A 17226-nucleotide genomic window follows, 5' to 3' on the forward strand; every position below is an offset into this window, starting at 1 on the left:
GCAGGGGGAATGAAGACGTATTGCGAATTCACGTTCGATGCCGCTCACTCGGTGGCTCCCTATTCCGGGCTGCATGGCCACACCTTCATCGTCAAGCTGACCTTCGGCGGTCCGGTGGACGAGGTCTATGGTTGGCCGGTCAACCTCTACGACGTTGAGAACTACATCAAGGAGATCAAGGGCGAGCACGGATCCGGCCTTGATCACGGCAATCTCGATCTCAACCCCGCCATTGGCGTCGCCTCGCTGGAGAACGTCACCAAATATGTCTGGAAGCTGGTCAAGGAACGCTTCCCCGGTCTTGAGGAAGTGGAGCTCAAGCGCGGCATGTCCGGCTCGCAGGAAGGCTGCATCTACCGCGGCGAGGGTGCTGCTGCGGGCAAGAGCTTAGCCGCCTGAGGGCACCACCGCTCAAACACGAGAGCCGCCCCATGGGGCGGCTCTTTTCGTTTCAGCATGAATTGCTGCGATCAGGGCGCATAGCCGAAGGAATAGGAGACCGTGAGGCCGAAGCCGAACTGGTTCTCCGAGCCGAAGCGCTTGACGATGGGGCTGTCGGCGGCATCGCTCACGAGACGCTTATAGGTCACGAAGGCGGTGGTCGACCATTGCTGAGACCAGTCGTAGCTGACGGCGCCGGTCGCGCCCACCGAGGTGATGCCGCCGGAGGGACGATAAGCCGTCACCTGTCCGTTGAGCGCCGCCTCCTCGGGCGTCACACCGAAATAGGTGCGGGTGAATTCGCTGTCACCAAGCGCAAGCCGAGGACCGAGGGACAGGGTGACGGCGCCGAAGCGCTGAACCGCGTCGAGGCCGAAATCGGCCACGAAGCCCTCATGCCCGCCGAAGCCGCGCCGGATCTCGGCACGGGCGCGCAGGAACTCCAGAGGCCAATATTCCACGAACACGCCGGGCTCCACCGCCCAGTCGACCTTGTCCAGGCCGACGAGTTCCCGGTTGTCCTGGTAGTAGCGTCCGCCCACGAAGCGGCCCACCACGCCGACGCGGAAAACCGAATCGTCGAGGAACGAGAAGCTCAGGCCGTCGTCGGGAGCGCTGAAGCGCTCGACCGTTCCCGCGCGGCGGAAGCTCAAGGATGGATAGCCGATGAAGCTGAAATCGTCCGAGCCGGGATAGGACGGTCCCACTCGCAGGTTGCCCTTTACGGTGACGATCCAACCCGAGGAACTCTGGATGGGTTCAGGCGAGAACACGAGGTCTGCGGCCTGAGCCAGGGTCGTTCCGCCGACGAGGAAGGCGAGAAAGGCGAGGGATCGGGCTGTGCGCATGATTCTTCCGGCTCGTTATTCCACCCAGCCGTCGTGACCGCAAAAGGACGTAAGGTCAAGCCAAAGGCTTGCCCTATGGTTTCGCGAGTCTGACCGGCCATGCGGATTTTGCGCAGCGTTGCGTGAGAACCTTTCCCGGAGCTGAGCGGTTGTCAGGGACAGAATACAAGGAGGGCGACTTGTCCCCGAACCGTGCCAGCAGCCGTCCGCAGCCGGACGAATTCTATCCCAAGCCGCCCCCGACGGAGCCCCTGCCCACCATGCCGATCCCGCCGGAGACGCCTGCACCATCCGTTCCGCCCAGCGTTCCATCGTCTCTGCCGGAACAGCCGCCGGAGCCGGACAGGCCGGTCCTTCATCCCATGCCCCCGCCCGAGGTGCCGTGAGACGGCGGATCGGTATTCCTTCAGCAGGGCTGCCCTGGAATTCACACGCCCTGCACGCGAAGATTGTTCTGAACGTGTGAGACGCCCGAAGCGAGTTCGGTCAGATCCTCGGCACGGCGCTTGAGGCCGCGGCTCGTGACGGTGCCGTTGAGGGTGACCTCGCCGTCCTTCACGAGGACTTCGACGTTCGAGGCATCGATGAAGGGGTCCTCGGTGAGGCGCTCGCACACATCCTCATGGATGCGCTCGTCGGACCGCCGGTATCCCTTGGGCCCGCGCCCGCGATGCTGGCCTGTCGCCGGACGCTCGTCATCCCGGCTGGTGCGAACATCGGCATCGTTCGGATCACGATCGCCGAAGGCGCCGTAGCCGGAGCGGGGCCGGCTGTAGCCGGGATCGAAGCCTTCGTCGTCGCGCGGACCGGCCCGCCCATCGTCGATCACGCCACCAGAGAATTCATTGGCGTCGCTGCCATAGCCGCCGGGATATTCCCGGCCTTCGCCGCGGAAGCCCACGGCGCCCTGGGGCACGTCACCGTAGCCGTTGTCATCGTCGAAGGGGTTCCGGTTCCTGCGGCGGGTGTCTACCATGGTGGTTGCTCCTGTGATTGCAGGAGCAACCACCCGGCTTGCCCGTAGTTCCACACGACAATTGTAACGAACGAAGAGCATCTCAGCCCCATGAAAGCTGCGCAGCGCATCAAGCTTTTTGAGGATGTCTATGCCCGCGACGGCGGGCGCTGCGTCTATTGCGGGATCCCCGCGCGACGTCCCGGTCCCGGTGCGAAACGTGGTCCCGATCTTGCGACCCTCGATCATGTGCACCCGAGATCCCTCGGCGGTCCGCTCACCCGCGACAACCTCGTCCTGGCCTGCTCCGCCTGCAACAATGAGCGCGGCACCATGGAAATTGAGGCGTTCCGGGCGCTCAAGGCAAGCAAGCCGACGGCCTGAGCACCCAAAGCCGACGTGGAACAGGGCTGTCCGCGTCGACGTTCGACAGCAAGAATTACCATTCGAACGGAGACAGCGATGAATATCGAAAATCAGGTGCGCGAGGCCATCATCGCAGAGCTGAAGCGCCAGTCGGAGGCTGGCCAGCAGGGCCTTCGCGTCAGGACCGGAGAGGCCGAGACGATCACCATCGAAGGTCAGGTCAATCTCGACGAACTCACCATGGCGGTGGTGGGGTCGCTCGCCGGCGGGCCTTGAGGGTCAGAGCGACGCTATATGTGAGTTGCGCCTGATCGTCTAAGCATGCTCGTAGGATACCAAACGGCGCAGGGAGACCGGCATGGCCAAGCAGGACATCGCGATCAAGACCCAGGATGGAATCGCCAGAGCCAGCCTGTTCCAGCCGAGCCGCCGGCCTTCCTCAGAGGTGCCCGGTGTGATCCTCTACATGGATGCCTTCGGACCGCGTCCCGCGCTTGACGCCATGGCCGAGCGCCTAGCGGATGAGGGCTATATGGTTCTGCTGCCCGATCTCTTCTATCGCCATGGCAATTACGCTCCCTTCGATGCCAGGACGGCCTTCAGCGAAGAGCCCACACGCACGACGTTGCGGGGTATGATCGACGATACCACTCAGGACATGACCCGGCGCGACAGCGCGGCCTTTCTGGAGGCGCTGTCACAAGCAGGAGCCACGGGCCGGATCGGCACCGTCGGCTATTGCATGGGCGGCAGCCGCGCCATCAATGCGGCGGCCGCCTACCCGGACCGCATCGCCGCTGCCGCGAGCTTCCACGGCGGGCGTCTCGCCAGCGACGCGCCCGACAGCCCGCACCTGAATGCGGCATCGATCAAGGGCCGCGTCTATGTGGGCAGTGCCGGGCTCGACGCGAGCTTTCCGCCCGAGCAATCGGCGCGCTTGGCGGAAGCCCTGCGCCGGGCCGAGATCGACCACATCATCGAGAACTATGTCGGCATGGCGCATGGCTGGGCGGTGTCCGACCACAGCGTCTACGACGAGCGCGGCGCCGAGCGGCACTGGAAGCGTCTGCTAGCCTTCTTTGATGAAGCGCTTCGCTAGCTTTGGACTGAGCATCGGATGCTCTAAGCCGGCTTTGAAACCTTCGGCGGCAGGGGGAACAGGCCGATGAAGCGCTGAGCGAGAGCGCGATCGCCCTCAATCTGGAGGGCGCCGGCCTGCTCCAGTGCCTCAAGCGGCTGACCGCCATAGATCGCACCTGCCAGCACAGGCGGTGTGCCTGTGAAGATCAGGTCGGCGTCATCGAGGCCATTCCGGGCGATCTCGATCCTCCCGCCTGCCAGTTGGGCCAGGAAGGTTTCCTCGCCGAGGCGGAAGCCCACCCGCGCGTCCAGTCCCTTCGCCCGCTCCGGGCTGAACATCGTCCTCAAGGACAGCACCAAGGACGCCGTGCTGAAGGGCAGGGTTGGGTCATGCAGGGGCGAGCGTGCCGCCCAGCGGCCGAGCGCCTGGAAGATCGGCTCGCTCTCGTAGCCCCATTCCGTCAGTTCGTAGACCTGGGCGGCAGCCGGCGGCGGCAGCTTGCGCCGTACGAGAATGCCCGCCGCTTCCAAGCCTTCCAGGCGCTGGGTCAGAACATTCGCGCTGATGCCGGGGAGGCTTTCGCGCAGGTCGCTGAAGCGCTTCGGACCCAGCATGAGCTCGCGGATCACCAGAAGCGCCCAGCGCTCGCCAACGAGGTCCATGGCGTGGGCCGTAGCGCAGGCGTCTTCGTAATGGCGCCTGGAGCGGGCAGATGAGTTTCCAGTTATTTTTTCTAACTTCATAGTTGCTATTTATAACTCGCTATGGAATCACTGTCAAAACAAAGCCAGAGGGAGAGACCCGATGTCCAAGCTGATCTTCGTCAACCTACCCGTCAGCGACCTGCCCCGGTCGATGGCGTTCTATGCGGCCCTGGGCGCCACCAACAACGAGCAGTTCACCGACCACACCGCCGCCTGCATGGTCTTTTCCGAGACCATCCACGTGATGCTCCTGACCCATGACAAGTTCCGCCAGTTCACGCCCAAAGCGATTGCCGATGCGAAGAAGACCACGGAGGTGCTGATCTGCCTCTCCGCCGAAAGCCGCGAGGCTGTCGACGACATTCTCACCCGGGCTAACGGCGCCGGCGGCACGGTCGATGTCGGCCCCAAGCAGGACTACGGTTTCATGTACGGACGCAGCTTCGAGGATCTCGACGGTCATATCTGGGAAGTGATGTGGATGGACCTCGAGGCGGCCAAGGAGACCATGGGCGAGATGGCACCGGCCTGACGGTCAATCGACGAAGGTAAAACTGGCAGGCCGATGAGAGCGGCGCGGAACAGGGGAGAGAAGACGATGCGCGTGATGGTGCTGGTGAAGGCCACGAAGGACAGCGAGGCGGGCATCATGCCCACGACCGAGCTCCTCGAGTCCATGGGCAAGTTCAACGAGCAGCTGGTCAATGCCGGCATCATGCAGGCCGGCGAGGGGCTGAAGCCTTCGTCCCAAGGCAAGCGCGTGGCCTTCGACGGCCCGAACCGCGCCGTCATCGATGGGCCTTTTGCCCAGACCCATGAGCTGGTTGCCGGCTATTGGCTCTGGGAGGTCAAGGACATGGCCGAGGCGGTCGAGTGGGTGAAGCGCTGCCCCAATCCCATGCCCGGCCCGAGCGAGATCGAAATCCGCCCAATCTATGAAATGGCGGATTTTGCAGAGGTCATGACGCCTGAGGTTTCCGAACTGCACGATCGGACAAGCGAGAAGCTGGCAAGCCGCTGAAACACCTGTCGGCTGCTGCCGGGTAAAGAGGGAGGGAAACGAATGACCACGATGCCACATACAGCCACGGCAGAGGCCGCTTTCACGAGAAGCGGACTTGTCTGGACAGGACGCGTTCTGAGCGGTCTCGTCGTTCTCTTCCTCCTGTTCGACGGCGCCATCAAGCTGGTGCCGCTTCAAGTGGTGATCGACACGGTGGCGCCACTCGGCTGGCCGACGGATCCCGTGACTTGGCGGGCTCTCGGAATGGTGCTCATCGCCTCCGCCCTTCTCTACGCCTATCCGCGAACGGCATTCCTGGGAGCGGTCCTGATCACCGCCTATCTCGGCGGCGCGGTTGCCACCCATGTGCGGATTGGCAGCCCGCTCTTCAGCCACAGCCTGTTCGGCGTCTATGTGGGCATCGCCCTGTGGGCCGGGCTCTGGTTGCGCGATCCGCGCATCCGGGCGTTGCTGCGCTGACAACCCAACATCTCCCAGGGATCACGTAGAAGGATCATCCGATGTCGAAGATCACCCCTTGCCTGTGGTTCGACGGGAAGGCCGAGGAAGCAGCGCGGTTCTATGTCTCGCTGCTGCCGGATTCCCGCATCGATGCCGTGCTGCCCTACACGGTCGAAACCCCTGGCGGAAAACCGGGGAACATGATGCTGGTGGAGTTCACGCTCGCAGGCGAGAGCTACATGGCCCTGAACGGCGGTCCCTATTTCCAGTTCACGCCGGCGATCTCGCTGTTCGTGAGCTGCGCCGATCAGGCCGAAGTCGACCGGCTCTGGAACGTGCTCCTGGACGGTGGCACGCCTCTGGAATGCGGCTGGGTTACGGACCGCTACGGCGTGTCCTGGCAGATCGTGCCGGCGGTGCTCAGCGCCATGATGAAGGATAAGGACGCCGCAAAGGTCCGCCGCGTCACGGAAGCGATGCTGCAGATGGTCAAGCTCGATGTCGACCAGCTTGAGAAAGCCTTCAACGGGGCCTGAAAGCAGCGTCCGATCAGGCGACAGCACTGGCGAGCTGAATCTGCATCCCGTCGATGACCACGCGGTTGCGGCCTGCCGCCTTGGCCCGGTAGAGGGCCGAGTCCGCCCTCTCGATCACCTCCTGAACGTCCTCGTCGCTGCGGCGGGCCATGGCGCCTCCGACGCTGACCGTGACCGCAATCCGGTGGTCCTGATGCTCGATGGTGAGCGCCTCAATGGCCCGGCGCAGGTTCTGGGCGACGGTGATGATTCCGCCCGCATCCACCTCGTGCACGAGAACCACGAATTCCTCGCCGCCGAACCGCGCCACCTTGTCGGAGGTGCGAAGGGCTTTGGTCAAAGCCGCTCCCACCGACCGGATCACCGCATCGCCGGCAGCATGGCCATAGGTGTCGTTGACGGTCTTGAAGAAGTCGATGTCGAGGATCAGCACGGCGAGAGGACGCTCATAGCGTCGGTAGAGGCTGAACGCGTCATCGGCGAGAAGACTGAAGCCCCGGCGGTTGAGCAGTCCTGAAAGGGCATCCGTTTCGGCCAGGTGGCGAAGGGTGGAGACGTCCTTCGCATGCCGGGAAGAGGTTTCGATCACCTGCTGCTCGGCAGCGCCGGCTCTGCGCAGGAGAGAGCGCAGGGCCGAGGAGAGCTGCACGATCTCCAGCGATCCCGTCACGCGCGGCAGCTGCGTGATGGCCGGGTCGCGGCCGATCCTGTTGGCGGCTTCGATGATGGTCTGCAGGGGGCGAACCACGCTCTTGCCGATGAACAGAGCGCAGACGAGCCCGATGGCCGCGATGGCACAGCCGAGCCCCATGATCATCCAGACGATACCTCGTGTTGCCGCATAGGCGATGCTGTCCGGCTGCCGCGAGATGACGATCCAGCCGAGGCCCGGATAATCCCTGTAGCCCTCGGCGGCGGCAAAGCCCGTCAGCATGGACCCCGCGCCTGATCCGTCTTCGAAGGCACCAGCCTTCGCCTGGCGCATGGACAGCACCTGCTCCTCCGAGAAGGGCTTGCTGCCGATCTGTGGTCCCAGGAGCATCGTTCCATCAGTGGACAGGATCCAGATGGAGCGCCCCTCTCCATAAAACTGGCTGCCCAGGATGGACTGGCGTGTCTCGTCGGCCCATGTCCAGCTCAGATGGACACCGATGACGCCGATGACAAGGCCCGCATCGTCGTGAACCGGAGTGGCCACATCGACGAACCGGAAGGGTTCGTTGTTCGGCGCCGGGCCGAGCAGCTTTGCCAGGAGCTTCGCCTCGTGCACATCGCCTACAGCAGGCCCTTTCAGCCCGTCCTGAAACCAGGGCCGGGCTTGCACAGATTGACCCTCCAGCATGCCCTGCGTGGCTGCCTGCACCGTTCCGTCGGGCGTGGCATATCCGATCCAGGCATAATCCGGGTAGGAGGCCTGGATCCGCTCAAGCGTCTGGCGGATGCCCGCGGGATCTCCGGTCCAGATCGTCTTCAAAGCCGGCATCGCGGCGAGATTGCGGGCCTCCCGGTACCGCTCGAACATGCCACGGTTCAGGATGTTTGCGATCATGGCAGCTTGCTGCGCCTCGTTGGCCATGACGATGCCGCGAACGCGGCTCTGGGCAATATAGGCGGCGCCAGCCGCAACGATGCAGACGAGCCCGAAGCACAAAAAGCCGACCAGCAGGGTTACCTGCTGCCGGAGCGATCGATGGCGCATGGCCAGCATCGCGGCTGTCCGCCGAAGATGGATCATGGGCGTCGAGCCTTACCCTGTCCTGCCTTATCCCAGGACATCTTTCCGGCAGATCGGTTAAGAGAGTCCTTCCGCAGCGTCAATGTGCCTTGAAAATCAAAGCTGAATCTGTGTCGTGGCACTTGGCACGAAATGAAAAAAGGCGGAGCGGTGTTCGACCGCTCCGCCTTTCATAGGATTGGTGGGTTGGTGTTGGATCAGACGTCCAGGTTCGCCACCGAGAGCGCGTTCTCCTGGATGAACTCGCGGCGCGGCTCCACCACGTCGCCCATGAGTTTGACGAAGAGATCGTCGGCGTCGGTGGTGTCCTTCACCTTCACCTGCAGCAGCGAGCGCACGTCGGCATCGAGCGTGGTTTCCCAGAGCTGCTGCGCGGTCATCTCGCCGAGGCCCTTGTAGCGCTGGAGCTGCAGGCCCTTGCGGCCGGCGGCGATCACCGCATTGAAGAGCGAGAGCGGACCGTCGATCTGCATCTCGTCGTTCTTGCGCACCAGCTTGGCCGGTTTCGCATAAACGTCCTGCAGATTGGCGGCGCGCTCGTCGAGCTTCTTCGCCTCCTGGCTGGCGATGAGGGCCTGATCAAGAACGGCCGTCTGCGTCACGCCGCGCACGGTGCGCGAGAAGACATAGCCGCCCTCGCGAACCTCGCCGGTCCAGCCGCGCTCCAGCTCTTCCGAGATCGCATCGAGACGCTGCGCGATATAGGCCGCAGCCGCTGGACCGCGATCCGGGTCTTCGACCACGTCGGGACGCAACGCGCCGGCGGTTGCCGCCTGCTCCACAGCCTTGCGGTTGTAGCGCGTGTGAAGGCTGTTCAGAACCTGCCGCACGAGGCGTGCTTCGTCGATGAGGCCCTTGAGCTGGTCACCCTGGAATTCGACACCGGTTTCGAGACGCAGCGAGGCGTTCTCGATTCCCTCGCCGATGAGATAATCTTCGAGCGCGCGCTCATCCTTGAGGTAGATCGAGGACTTTCCGCGGGTCGCCTTGTAGAGCGGCGGCTGCGCGATATAGAGATACCCGCGATCGATCAGTTCCGGCATCTGCCGGAAGAAGAAGGTGAGCAGCAGGGTGCGGATGTGCGAGCCGTCCACGTCCGCGTCCGTCATGATGATGATGCGATGGTAGCGCAGCTTGTCGAGATTGAACTCCTCGCGGCCGATGCCGGTGCCGAGCGCCGTGATCAGCGTGCCGATCTCCTGGCTTGAGAGCATCTTGTCGAAGCGCGCACGTTCCACGTTGAGGATTTTTCCGCGCAAGGGAAGAACCGCCTGGAAGGCGCGATTGCGGCCCTGCTTGGCGGAGCCGCCGGCGGAGTCGCCCTCGACGAGCAGGAGTTCGCACTTCGATGGATCGCGCTCCTGGCAGTCGGCGAGCTTTCCGGGCAGGGACGCGATGTCGAGTGCGCCCTTGCGGCGGGTGAGCTCGCGCGCCTTGCGGGCGGCCTCGCGGGCGGCAGCGGCTTCCACCACCTTGCCGATCAGCGTGCGCGCTTCCTGCGGATGCTCCTCAAGCCAATTGTTGAGTGCCTCGTTGACCACGTTCTCCACGGCGGGACGCACCTCGGAGGAGACGAGTTTGTCCTTCGTCTGCGACGAGAATTTCGGATCCGGCACCTTCACGGACACGACGGCGGTCAGGCCCTCGCGGCAATCGTCGCCGGTGAGGGAAACCTTTTCCTTCTTCGTCAGGCCGGAGGATTCTGCATAGCCGTTCACCTGGCGGGTGAGCGCCGCGCGGAAGCCCGCGAGGTGCGTGCCGCCATCCCGCTGCGGGATGTTGTTGGTGAAGCAGAGCACGTTCTCGTGGTAGGAATCATTCCACCACAGGGCCACTTCCACGCCGATGCCGTCCTTCTCGGAGCGAATCATCACCGGCTGCTGGATCAGCGGGGTCTTGGCGCGGTCGAGATAGCGCACGAAAGCCTCGACACCGCCTTCGTACATCAGCTCCTCGCGCTTGTGCTCCGCATGGCGCTTGTCGGTGAGGATGATGCGCACGCCGGAGTTCAGGAAGGCGAGCTCGCGCAGGCGGTGCTCCAGGGTGTTGTAATCGTACTCCACCATGGTGAAGGTCTCGGTGGAGGCCAGGAAGGTCACTTCCGTGCCGCGCTTGCCATCGGCGTCACCGACGACGGCCAAGGGCGCGACCGAGTTGCCGTTCCGGAATTCGATTTCGTGGGCCTTGCCGTTGCGGTAGATGCGCAGCTTGAGCCAGCTCGAGAGGGCGTTCACCACGGAGACGCCCACGCCGTGCAGGCCGCCGGAGACCTTGTAGGAATTCTGGTCGAACTTACCGCCCGCATGCAGCTGGGTCATGATGACCTCGGCCGCCGAGATGCCTTCGCCCTTGTGGATGTCGGTGGGAATGCCGCGGCCGTTGTCGGTGACGGTCACCGAGCCGTCCGCATTGAGCGTGACCGTGACTTCCGTCGCGTGACCGGCGAGTGCCTCGTCGATGGCGTTATCCACCACCTCGTAGACCATGTGGTGGAGGCCCGAGCCGTCATCGGTATCGCCGATATACATGCCCGGCCGCTTGCGCACCGCATCAAGGCCTTTGAGCACCTTGATCGATTCCGCGCCATAGGCGTCGGCATTCACGTTGATAGCAGGTTCGGCCATTTGGGATCCTTCAAGGCGCGACGGAACGGAAGGAGCGCGCCAGGGTTTTGATTCGTCAGATCAGTTATTTAGGTGCGAATGGTTGAAATTTCACCCCCACGCGCATACGCGCGCGTGAAAACGGGCGGAAAAATCCACCAAAAACTGCCGAATCAGGGCCCTGAAGGGGTGGCTTGTTGCCTCAGGCTCAGGAGGGGCTCACCGTGACGCAACGGCCGCCGCAGCACCGGCCAGCATGGCGCCAGTGGTCCGGTTCAGGATGCGGATGGCCTTGGGTGTCGTGAAGAGCCGTCGGGCACGGGTAGCGAGCACGATATAGCCGGCAAAAACCATGCCCAGAACCGTCAGGGTCGCGGCAACAAGTTCCGCATAACCCAGCGCCGTGATCCGGGTGAGATCCAGAATGGTCGGCAGGAGCGCGAGATAGAACACGATGGTCTTCGGATTGCCCAGGGTCAGGGCAAGCCCGCCGAGCACGAGCTTGGCCGGGTGTTCCCCCCTGGTCTCCGCCGCCACGTCCCGGGCCACAGCCGGCGCCGACCAGATCTTGTAAGCGACATAGAGCAGATAGGCCGCGCCGACGTACTTAACGACCAGGAACACCCCATGGAAGGCTTGGGCGAGAGCCGCAAGGCCGAGGATCGCGAAAGTCAGCCAGACCACGTCGCCCAAAGCGACCCCGATGCTGAAGGCTACTCCCTCCTTCGGCCCGCGCCCCAGCACCCGCGCCACGATGGCGGCGATACCCGGCCCCGGCGAGGCCGCGGCGATGAAGAGGGCGGAGGAGAAGAGCAGAAGGCCTGCGAGGTCCATGGGTCTCACCCGAAGACGGAAGCGTCGGTGCCGTCCAGCATAGAGCAATCGGGCCGGCGGTACTATTCAGCTCTTGTGATGGGTTCGATCACGCCGGGAGAGACCTGCAGCACGTCGGCGCGGCCCTGGAGTTCGGCGAAGAGGCTCGGATCCGCTCCCGTCATCCAGACCTGTCCGCCGAGGGATTCGAGGGCCGCGAAAAGGCCGGCCCGGCGGCGCGGGTCGAGATGGGCCGCAACCTCGTCGAGGAGCACGAAGGGCGCGATTCCGCTCATGCTGGCCACCAGCCGCGCATGGGCGAGCACGAGGCCGATGAGGAGCGCCTTCTGCTCGCCGGTGGAGGCCGTGTTGGCCGGGATGTCCTTGGGGCCGTGCCGCACGAGCAGGTCGGAGGCCTGCGGCCCCACAAGGGTGCGTCCGGCGGCCCGATCGCGCGGCCGGTAATCCCGCAGGATCGCTCGGTAGCGGTCCTCGGCATCGACGGCGGGGAGCGTGGCCACCAGGGTGTCGAGATCGCCCTCCAGGCCCATCGTGGCGAAGGGAAAAGGGGAGTCCTCCTCACGGGTTTCCAGGATGAGGCTTGCCAGGCGCTCGACCGTCTCGCGGCGGGCGGCCGCGACCGCGATGGCGAGCTCCGCCACCTCGCGCTCCAATGCATCGAGCCAGAGGCGGTCGTCGGGGTTCTCCTCCAGCACGCGGTTGCGCGAGCGCAAGGCCCGCTCCAGCGCATTCACCCGCGTGCCATGCTCGGCATCGACGGCCAACACGAGCCGGTCGAGAAAGCGGCGCCGGTCGCCGGCCGGGCCGCGAAACAGGGCGTCGAGATCGGGGGTGAGCCAGACGATGCGCAGGTACTCGGCAAAGGCCGTCGGCGAGGAGGCCGCCATGCCGTCGATGCGGCAGACCCGTGAGGCACGCGCGGCCTCGCCGGGCGGCTCCAAACCCGTGCCGAGCCGGTGCTCGCCGTAAGGCGCATCGAGGGTGACGGACACGGCGAAGGAGCCCGGCCCCTCCTTGCGCGCCATCTCGGCGAGTTCAGCGCGCCTCAGGCCCCGTCCGGGCATGAAGAGCGAGATCGCCTCCAGCACATTGGTCTTGCCCGCCCCGTTCTCGCCCACCAGCGCCACCAGCGGACGCGAGACGGAAAGATCCAGGCTCGCATAGGTGCGAAAATCCTGAAGGATCAGACGGGCGATTCGGGAAGCGGCGACAGGGGCGGAGGACATGCGCCCCCTTCATTCAGGAGAGGGGGCGAAAGATCAAGCCTCAGAACATGGCGACGCCATAGTAACGCTTGATGATCGTTGCCACCGTGGCCAAGCCGCCGACAAGTCCGCAAGTGGTGAAGACCGATACCTTAAGACCTTCCGAAATGGGGAGCTTCGGTTTTGGGATCAGGAACACGAGGAACGGCAGAATAGGCAGGAAATAGCGTCCTTGAACTCCTTCGATGGGGCCGCGTGAGCCCAGCGGATTCCAGATGAGGTAGAGACTCAAGAAGATCAGTGCGACCGACGAGGTGAAGCCGGCAAAAGTAATCCAGCGCAAAAGCGGTTGGAGAGAGATTCCGTCCATAAGCAGAATGGCAACGAATCCAAGCCCCAGGATGATGTAGGCGGCGCTGGGAAGAGGAGCATCCAACCACCCGAGGACCCCAATAATCTGGGCCAGGTAGGAATCCAATAGCTCATAGAGTGTAGAAAAGGCGAGGTTTGGAATTTCGAGCGGATGGGTCAGAAGAAATGCAAGCTGATCGGCAGGATTGGTGTGGATCAGAAGGCTGTGCTTCACGGCGCCGGCATTGCTGATCTTTGTCCAGATCAGTGGAACGCTAACCATCGCCATGCAAGCGATAACGTACTTCAGAATGAACCGACCACGCTGCGGCTCAATCCACCAGAGCATAGTGAGTGCAGCCAAAGCGACCATGAGATAAGGCAGCTTGGTTGCGGCAGTGAGCGCACCAAGAACCACAACACCAAGAAGGGTCGAGGGGCGGACTTTCGACTTCATGAGTGCTGTTAGGGTCAACGAGAACATCAGCAAGGATCCGGCAATGAGGATCCCGTCCGGCGAAACTGACGCAATCTGATGAAGGGTCATCGGCAGAGCGCCGATCAGAGCTAAAAAGTATTTTCCCGCTGCGGCAAGATGGATCGCCAAAGCGATGGCGATAAGGCAGATCGCTGCATTCAGCAGGCTTGCAAGCTGAAGCGACTGAACCAGGTTGAGATTCAATGCTCTGGCAACCTTGAGGCCGACGGCTTGTGGGAAGAAGACCGCGGGGAAATAGACGGAGGAGTTGAACCGCCTGAGCTTGTCCTTGCCTGTCCAGGCAAAGCCCTGAAAGACTGGCAGTGCTGTGTCCAAAGTTTCGAAGCGCCGCTTGTTGACCTGCGATCCAAGGAGGAACCAGGCCTCATCGACCATGCCTTTGGGATGAAGGCCTGGGACAGCTTCCTCGGTCAGAAAAACCCCCTTCGAGACCTGATAGGCCCGTGCCACGTGCGAGGTCTCATCTGGGTTGCCTAGAGGCTGCCGAAAGAAAATGAGGAACAGAACTGTCGGGACGCAGATCGCCAGATACAGCAGGGGCAGGAAACGAGGAAAGTAAGTGCTGCCTCTCACCATTCTGTTCAAGATCCAATGGACCTGAAAGCCAAAGTTCCCGTTCCTGGGCAGGGGCGAGACAAATGCGGTGCTTTGGTCGCCTGACTTCACATTCGTCATTCTGGGCTACTTAATCGTGATGAGATAAATTCCGAGCGCAATCGATGCCAAGCCCGGGAGAAGAAGGCGCGGTAATTGCTCACCGAAGAACATGGCGCTGACGATCGGGATGAAGGCGAAGGCCAACGCGTTGAACATGAAGGCGACGGAGAGCGGGATGGTTCTCAATGCCGTGATCCACGCTACCGTCGAGACCATATAGAGCGAGAGCGCGCCCGCCACGGCGGCTAGCGGCACGACATTCTGTTGAACCCATTCAACGATCGTCTGACCGGCAGTGAAGGTGAAGCGTAGCGCGGAGTACTTGAAGATCGATTGCCCGATGGCAATCACGATCACGGAAAACAGGGCTAGAGCATAAGCCGTGACGTTCATGCCGCGGCGCCTTCGCGATGTCTCAATGCTTTCGTGGGCCGTTTGGATTTCTCGAGCCGAGGATGAAGAGCGGTGCTTGGGGCCGATTGGATGTCATAGTTGAGAAAAGCCAGCAAAAGCTGCGTACCGATGATGATCGGCATGGCTGCCAGCATCACGGTTCCGGCGCTTGCAAACGTCTCGCTCCGCCAGTTCGCCAGCCCGAAGATCGTCCCGAACGCAAGCAGGGTGAGGCCCAGGAGGAGTTCGATGGACGCGACGCTGAAATCACGCAGGAAATACCTGTAGAAGATTCTCTTGATGAGGTTCTTCGCATGGCCCTTTGTGAAGCGCCAAATCTCCTTGTGCGGCTGCATGCTGCTCTGCTCGTCGGCATAGTGCGCGTGCATGGGGATGTCTACGACCCTGGCCTCGATCACATTCAGACGGAACAGAAGGTCCGATTCGAAAAAATAGCGCTTGCTGATCTTCTCGACAGGCAGGAGGCTCATGAGGCTTGCGTGAATGGCGAAGAAGCCGTTCGTCGGGTCGAAGCTGTGCCAATAGCCGGTCGAGAACTTTGCCATGAAGGAGAGGCCGGCATTACCGATCAGTCGAGCTCGCGGCATGGTCATCACGCCTTCCGGTTCGAAGAACCTGTTGCCCTTGGCGAAATCGGCCTCGGACGACATGATGACGGCGGTAAAAGCAGGGATGAGATGCGGATCCATCTGCCCATCCCCGTCGATCTTGACGATGATGTCCGCCCCATCCTCGGCCGCTTGGACCATGCCAGCGAGCGTCGCTCCACCCACGCCGAGGTTCGTTTCGTTGAAGATCACCTTGATCCGTGGGTCCTTGATCGTCTCACTCACGAATTGGCCCGTCTTCTCAGGGCAGCAATCATCAACGACATAGATGGAATCGATCTCCGGACCGATTTCATCGATCACGGATGCGATGTGCTTCTGGACGCGGAAGCAGGGAATGACCACCGCAATCTTCGTGTTACCGTGAAGCTTGCCTGAATACATCAACGATACTCTGTGAGAAGTATCATCCGTGTAGCCAAAAATCAGACGGGCTACAACAAGATCCGAGCCCATGGGCTCCGAGCTGCGCCAAGGGAAAACGGGCATCCATGCCGACGAATCTTCCCGGAAGATGCCCCCTCAGAGGCCATGTCCATCCAGCCTTGAAACTTGGAGGAATGCCGGCCGCGATGCCGGGACAGATGCTTCCTTCTTGGATGAGAGCATTGTTGGGTGTGGCCCGCTGGGTCCGCACGATGGTCTGGAGAGATGAATAAGGCCAGAAAAACGCCAGGATCAGAGACCCGGCGTCCTCTGGCCTGTTTCCTGCCTGTCAGGGGAGTGGCGTCAGATGGCGGCCTGATGATCCCGGAGGGACGCCAAGCTTCGTCCGGGATCAGGCGGCATCACACCCGCATCGGCATCAGGACGTAGAGCGCGGCAGCGCCGTCGCGGTCCTGGATGATCGTCGGGGAACCGGGATCGGCGAGCTTGAACAGGGCGGTGTCGCCGTCGAGCTGGGCCGCGATGTCGAGGAGATAGCGGGCGTTGAAGCCAATATCGATCGACGCCGCGTCGTAATCGACCTCGAGCTCTTCCGTGGCGCTGCCCGAATCCGGGTTGTTGACGGTGAGCGTCAGGCGACCGTCGCCGAGGGCCAGCTTCACGGCGCGGCCGCGCTCCGACGAGATCGTCGAGACACGGTCCACGGCCTTGGAGAAATCGGCGCGCTCGACCACGAGAACCTTGTCGTTCCCCGCCGGGATGACCCGCTGATAGTCGGGGAAAGTGCCGTCGATGAGCTTGGAGGTCAGCACCACGCCATCGAAGGTCAGCCGCACCTTGGCGGAGGACAGTTCGATGGTGATGTTTTCGGAGCCATCCTCCACGAGCTTGACGATCTCGGCCACGGCCTTGCGCGGGATGATGACGCCGGGCATGCCCTCGGATCCGGTGGGAGCCGGGATCTCGACGCGGGCGAGGCGGTGGCCATCGGTGGCGACGGCCCGCATGACAATGGTGCCGCCCGCATCCAGTGTGTGGAGATAGATGCCGTTGAGGTAGTAGCGCGTCTCTTCTGTCGAGATCGCGAACTGCGTCTTCTCGATCAGGCGCTTGAGGTCGGAGGCGGGAAGGGTGAAGCGATGCGGCAGATCGCCGGCAGCCAGATCTGGGAAGTCGCTCTCGGGCAGGGCCTGCAGCATGAAGCGCGAGCGGCCGGAGCGGATCTGCATCTGGCCCATGTCCGGGCTCATTTCGAGGGAGACCTGCGCGCCGTCCGGCAGTTTGCGCACGATGTCGTAGATCATGTAGGCCGGCACGGTGGTGGACCCTGCCTCCGTGATGTCGGCCGGGATCGTCTCGGTCACCTCGATATCGAGATCCGTGGCCTTCAGGCGCAGGGAGCCCTCTCCGGCCCGCAGCAGCACGTTGGAGAGGATCGGAATGGTATTGCGACGCTCGACGACGCGGTGCACGTGCCCCAGCGCCTTCAGCAGAGCGGCGCGCTCAACGGTAACTCTCATAATCCAGCACCTGATTT

20 protein-coding genes are annotated in these 17226 nt (G+C 62.9%); 9 read left to right on the forward strand and 11 right to left on the reverse strand.

Annotated features, from left to right (window positions below; translation table 11 throughout):
- Window positions 1-9 precede the first annotated feature (9 nt).
- Complete coding sequence (locus tag FHR70_RS15615) at window positions 10-399, forward strand: 6-carboxytetrahydropterin synthase (protein ID WP_183451795.1); 390 nt, start codon at window positions 10-12, stop codon at window positions 397-399.
- A 71-nt stretch (window positions 400-470) separates the two neighbouring features.
- On the opposite strand, the gene FHR70_RS15620 is transcribed toward FHR70_RS15615, so the two are convergent.
- Window positions 471-1289, reverse strand: coding sequence for a MipA/OmpV family protein (locus tag FHR70_RS15620; protein WP_183451797.1), 819 nt, complete (start codon window positions 1287-1289; stop codon window positions 471-473).
- Window positions 1290-1468: 179 nt separating this feature from the next.
- Here FHR70_RS15620 and FHR70_RS15625 point away from each other — a divergent pair, with 179 nt between their 5' ends.
- On the forward strand, window positions 1469-1675 hold the full coding sequence (locus FHR70_RS15625; RefSeq protein ID WP_183451799.1) for a hypothetical protein: 207 nt from the start codon (window positions 1469-1471) through the stop codon (window positions 1673-1675).
- A 41-nt stretch (window positions 1676-1716) separates the two neighbouring features.
- On the opposite strand, the gene FHR70_RS15630 is transcribed toward FHR70_RS15625, so the two are convergent.
- On the reverse strand, window positions 1717-2265 hold the full coding sequence (locus FHR70_RS15630) for a BON domain-containing protein (protein WP_210277658.1): 549 nt from the start codon (window positions 2263-2265) through the stop codon (window positions 1717-1719).
- Between the two features lie 90 nt (window positions 2266-2355).
- Between FHR70_RS15630 and FHR70_RS15635 the strand changes: the two genes are divergently transcribed.
- The 3 genes from FHR70_RS15635 to FHR70_RS15645 all read left to right on the forward strand — a co-directional run bounded on the left by FHR70_RS15635 (window position 2356) and on the right by FHR70_RS15645 (window position 3709).
- Window positions 2356-2628: an HNH endonuclease gene (locus tag FHR70_RS15635; protein ID WP_183451803.1), complete on the forward strand. Its 273-nt coding sequence runs from the start codon at window positions 2356-2358 to the stop codon at window positions 2626-2628.
- A gap of 78 nt (window positions 2629-2706) precedes the next feature.
- Window positions 2707-2886 (forward strand): hypothetical protein, encoded by a 180-nt coding sequence (locus FHR70_RS15640; RefSeq protein WP_183451806.1) that lies wholly within the window; start codon window positions 2707-2709, stop codon window positions 2884-2886.
- A gap of 82 nt (window positions 2887-2968) precedes the next feature.
- Window positions 2969-3709, forward strand: a complete 741-nt coding sequence (locus FHR70_RS15645; RefSeq protein ID WP_183451808.1) for a dienelactone hydrolase family protein — start codon at window positions 2969-2971, stop codon at window positions 3707-3709.
- A gap of 23 nt (window positions 3710-3732) precedes the next feature.
- Here FHR70_RS15645 and FHR70_RS15650 read toward each other — a convergent pair whose 3' ends face one another.
- Window positions 3733-4434 carry a winged helix-turn-helix transcriptional regulator gene (locus tag FHR70_RS15650; RefSeq protein WP_183451810.1) on the reverse strand — a complete coding sequence of 234 codons (702 nt, stop codon included), beginning with the start codon at window positions 4432-4434 and terminating at the stop codon, window positions 3733-3735.
- A 61-nt stretch (window positions 4435-4495) separates the two neighbouring features.
- On the opposite strand from FHR70_RS15650, the gene FHR70_RS15655 reads away from it, so the two are divergent.
- The 4 genes from FHR70_RS15655 to FHR70_RS15670 all read left to right on the forward strand — a co-directional run bounded on the left by FHR70_RS15655 (window position 4496) and on the right by FHR70_RS15670 (window position 6396).
- Window positions 4496-4927, forward strand: coding sequence for a VOC family protein (locus tag FHR70_RS15655; RefSeq protein WP_183451812.1), 432 nt, complete (start codon window positions 4496-4498; stop codon window positions 4925-4927).
- A gap of 66 nt (window positions 4928-4993) precedes the next feature.
- Window positions 4994-5416 (forward strand): YciI family protein, encoded by a 423-nt coding sequence (locus FHR70_RS15660; protein WP_183451814.1) that lies wholly within the window; start codon window positions 4994-4996, stop codon window positions 5414-5416.
- A 42-nt stretch (window positions 5417-5458) separates the two neighbouring features.
- On the forward strand, window positions 5459-5878 hold the full coding sequence (locus FHR70_RS15665; protein ID WP_246408222.1) for a DoxX family protein: 420 nt from the start codon (window positions 5459-5461) through the stop codon (window positions 5876-5878).
- Between the two features lie 41 nt (window positions 5879-5919).
- Window positions 5920-6396 carry a VOC family protein gene (locus FHR70_RS15670; RefSeq protein WP_183451816.1) on the forward strand — a complete coding sequence of 159 codons (477 nt, stop codon included), beginning with the start codon at window positions 5920-5922 and terminating at the stop codon, window positions 6394-6396.
- Between the two features lie 13 nt (window positions 6397-6409).
- On the opposite strand, the gene FHR70_RS15675 is transcribed toward FHR70_RS15670, so the two are convergent.
- The 8 genes from FHR70_RS15675 to dnaN form a co-directional block, all read right to left on the reverse strand.
- Window positions 6410-8095, reverse strand: a complete 1686-nt coding sequence (locus tag FHR70_RS15675) for a sensor domain-containing diguanylate cyclase (protein ID WP_183451818.1) — start codon at window positions 8093-8095, stop codon at window positions 6410-6412.
- A gap of 233 nt (window positions 8096-8328) precedes the next feature.
- The gene (gene gyrB / locus FHR70_RS15680) at window positions 8329-10755 is read right to left on the reverse strand and encodes a DNA topoisomerase (ATP-hydrolyzing) subunit B (protein ID WP_183451820.1); all 2427 of its coding nucleotides are present in this window, start codon (window positions 10753-10755) and stop codon (window positions 8329-8331) included.
- Window positions 10756-10953: 198 nt separating this feature from the next.
- A complete protein-coding gene (locus FHR70_RS15685) occupies window positions 10954-11568 on the reverse strand; it encodes a LysE family translocator (RefSeq protein WP_183451822.1) in 615 nt (204 codons plus the stop codon).
- A 62-nt stretch (window positions 11569-11630) separates the two neighbouring features.
- A complete protein-coding gene (gene recF / locus FHR70_RS15690) occupies window positions 11631-12794 on the reverse strand; it encodes a DNA replication/repair protein RecF (protein WP_183451824.1) in 1164 nt (387 codons plus the stop codon).
- Between the two features lie 40 nt (window positions 12795-12834).
- Window positions 12835-14298 (reverse strand): DUF2142 domain-containing protein, encoded by a 1464-nt coding sequence (locus FHR70_RS15695; protein ID WP_183451826.1) that lies wholly within the window; start codon window positions 14296-14298, stop codon window positions 12835-12837.
- 6 nt (window positions 14299-14304) lie between these two features.
- Entirely contained in the window at window positions 14305-14673 is a 369-nt protein-coding gene (locus tag FHR70_RS15700; protein ID WP_183451828.1) for a DMT family transporter, read from the reverse strand.
- Complete coding sequence (locus tag FHR70_RS15705) at window positions 14670-15686, reverse strand: glycosyltransferase family 2 protein (protein ID WP_183451830.1); 1017 nt, start codon at window positions 15684-15686, stop codon at window positions 14670-14672. The genes FHR70_RS15700 and FHR70_RS15705 overlap by 4 nt, the downstream gene beginning before the upstream one ends.
- A gap of 404 nt (window positions 15687-16090) precedes the next feature.
- Window positions 16091-17209: a DNA polymerase III subunit beta gene (gene dnaN / locus FHR70_RS15710; protein WP_183451832.1), complete on the reverse strand. Its 1119-nt coding sequence runs from the start codon at window positions 17207-17209 to the stop codon at window positions 16091-16093.
- Window positions 17210-17226 lie beyond the last annotated feature (17 nt).

Source organism: Microvirga lupini (genome assembly GCF_014191055.1).
Classification (GTDB): domain Bacteria; phylum Pseudomonadota; class Alphaproteobacteria; order Rhizobiales; family Beijerinckiaceae; genus Microvirga; species Microvirga lupini_A.

Coding starts and splice junctions, on each gene's coding strand:
- FHR70_RS15615 (WP_183451795.1), top strand. CDS start 10: ATGAAGACGTATTGCGAATTCACGTTCGATGCCGCTCACTCGGTGGCT.
- FHR70_RS15620 (WP_183451797.1), bottom strand. CDS start 1,289: ATGCGCACAGCCCGATCCCTCGCCTTTCTCGCCTTCCTCGTCGGCGGA.
- FHR70_RS15630 (WP_210277658.1), bottom strand. CDS start 2,265: ATGGTAGACACCCGCCGCAGGAACCGGAACCCCTTCGACGATGACAAC.
- FHR70_RS15635 (WP_183451803.1), top strand. CDS start 2,356: ATGAAAGCTGCGCAGCGCATCAAGCTTTTTGAGGATGTCTATGCCCGC.
- FHR70_RS15640 (WP_183451806.1), top strand. CDS start 2,707: ATGAATATCGAAAATCAGGTGCGCGAGGCCATCATCGCAGAGCTGAAG.
- FHR70_RS15645 (WP_183451808.1), top strand. CDS start 2,969: ATGGCCAAGCAGGACATCGCGATCAAGACCCAGGATGGAATCGCCAGA.
- FHR70_RS15650 (WP_183451810.1), bottom strand. CDS start 4,434: ATGAAGTTAGAAAAAATAACTGGAAACTCATCTGCCCGCTCCAGGCGC.
- FHR70_RS15655 (WP_183451812.1), top strand. CDS start 4,496: ATGTCCAAGCTGATCTTCGTCAACCTACCCGTCAGCGACCTGCCCCGG.
- FHR70_RS15660 (WP_183451814.1), top strand. CDS start 4,994: ATGCGCGTGATGGTGCTGGTGAAGGCCACGAAGGACAGCGAGGCGGGC.
- FHR70_RS15665 (WP_246408222.1), top strand. CDS start 5,459: ATGACCACGATGCCACATACAGCCACGGCAGAGGCCGCTTTCACGAGA.
- FHR70_RS15670 (WP_183451816.1), top strand. CDS start 5,920: ATGTCGAAGATCACCCCTTGCCTGTGGTTCGACGGGAAGGCCGAGGAA.
- FHR70_RS15675 (WP_183451818.1), bottom strand. CDS start 8,095: ATGCGCCATCGATCGCTCCGGCAGCAGGTAACCCTGCTGGTCGGCTTT.
- gyrB (WP_183451820.1), bottom strand. CDS start 10,755: ATGGCCGAACCTGCTATCAACGTGAATGCCGACGCCTATGGCGCGGAA.
- FHR70_RS15685 (WP_183451822.1), bottom strand. CDS start 11,568: ATGGACCTCGCAGGCCTTCTGCTCTTCTCCTCCGCCCTCTTCATCGCC.
- recF (WP_183451824.1), bottom strand. CDS start 12,794: ATGTCCTCCGCCCCTGTCGCCGCTTCCCGAATCGCCCGTCTGATCCTT.
- FHR70_RS15695 (WP_183451826.1), bottom strand. CDS start 14,298: ATGACGAATGTGAAGTCAGGCGACCAAAGCACCGCATTTGTCTCGCCC.
- FHR70_RS15700 (WP_183451828.1), bottom strand. CDS start 14,673: ATGAACGTCACGGCTTATGCTCTAGCCCTGTTTTCCGTGATCGTGATT.
- FHR70_RS15705 (WP_183451830.1), bottom strand. CDS start 15,686: ATGTATTCAGGCAAGCTTCACGGTAACACGAAGATTGCGGTGGTCATT.
- dnaN (WP_183451832.1), bottom strand. CDS start 17,209: ATGAGAGTTACCGTTGAGCGCGCCGCTCTGCTGAAGGCGCTGGGGCAC.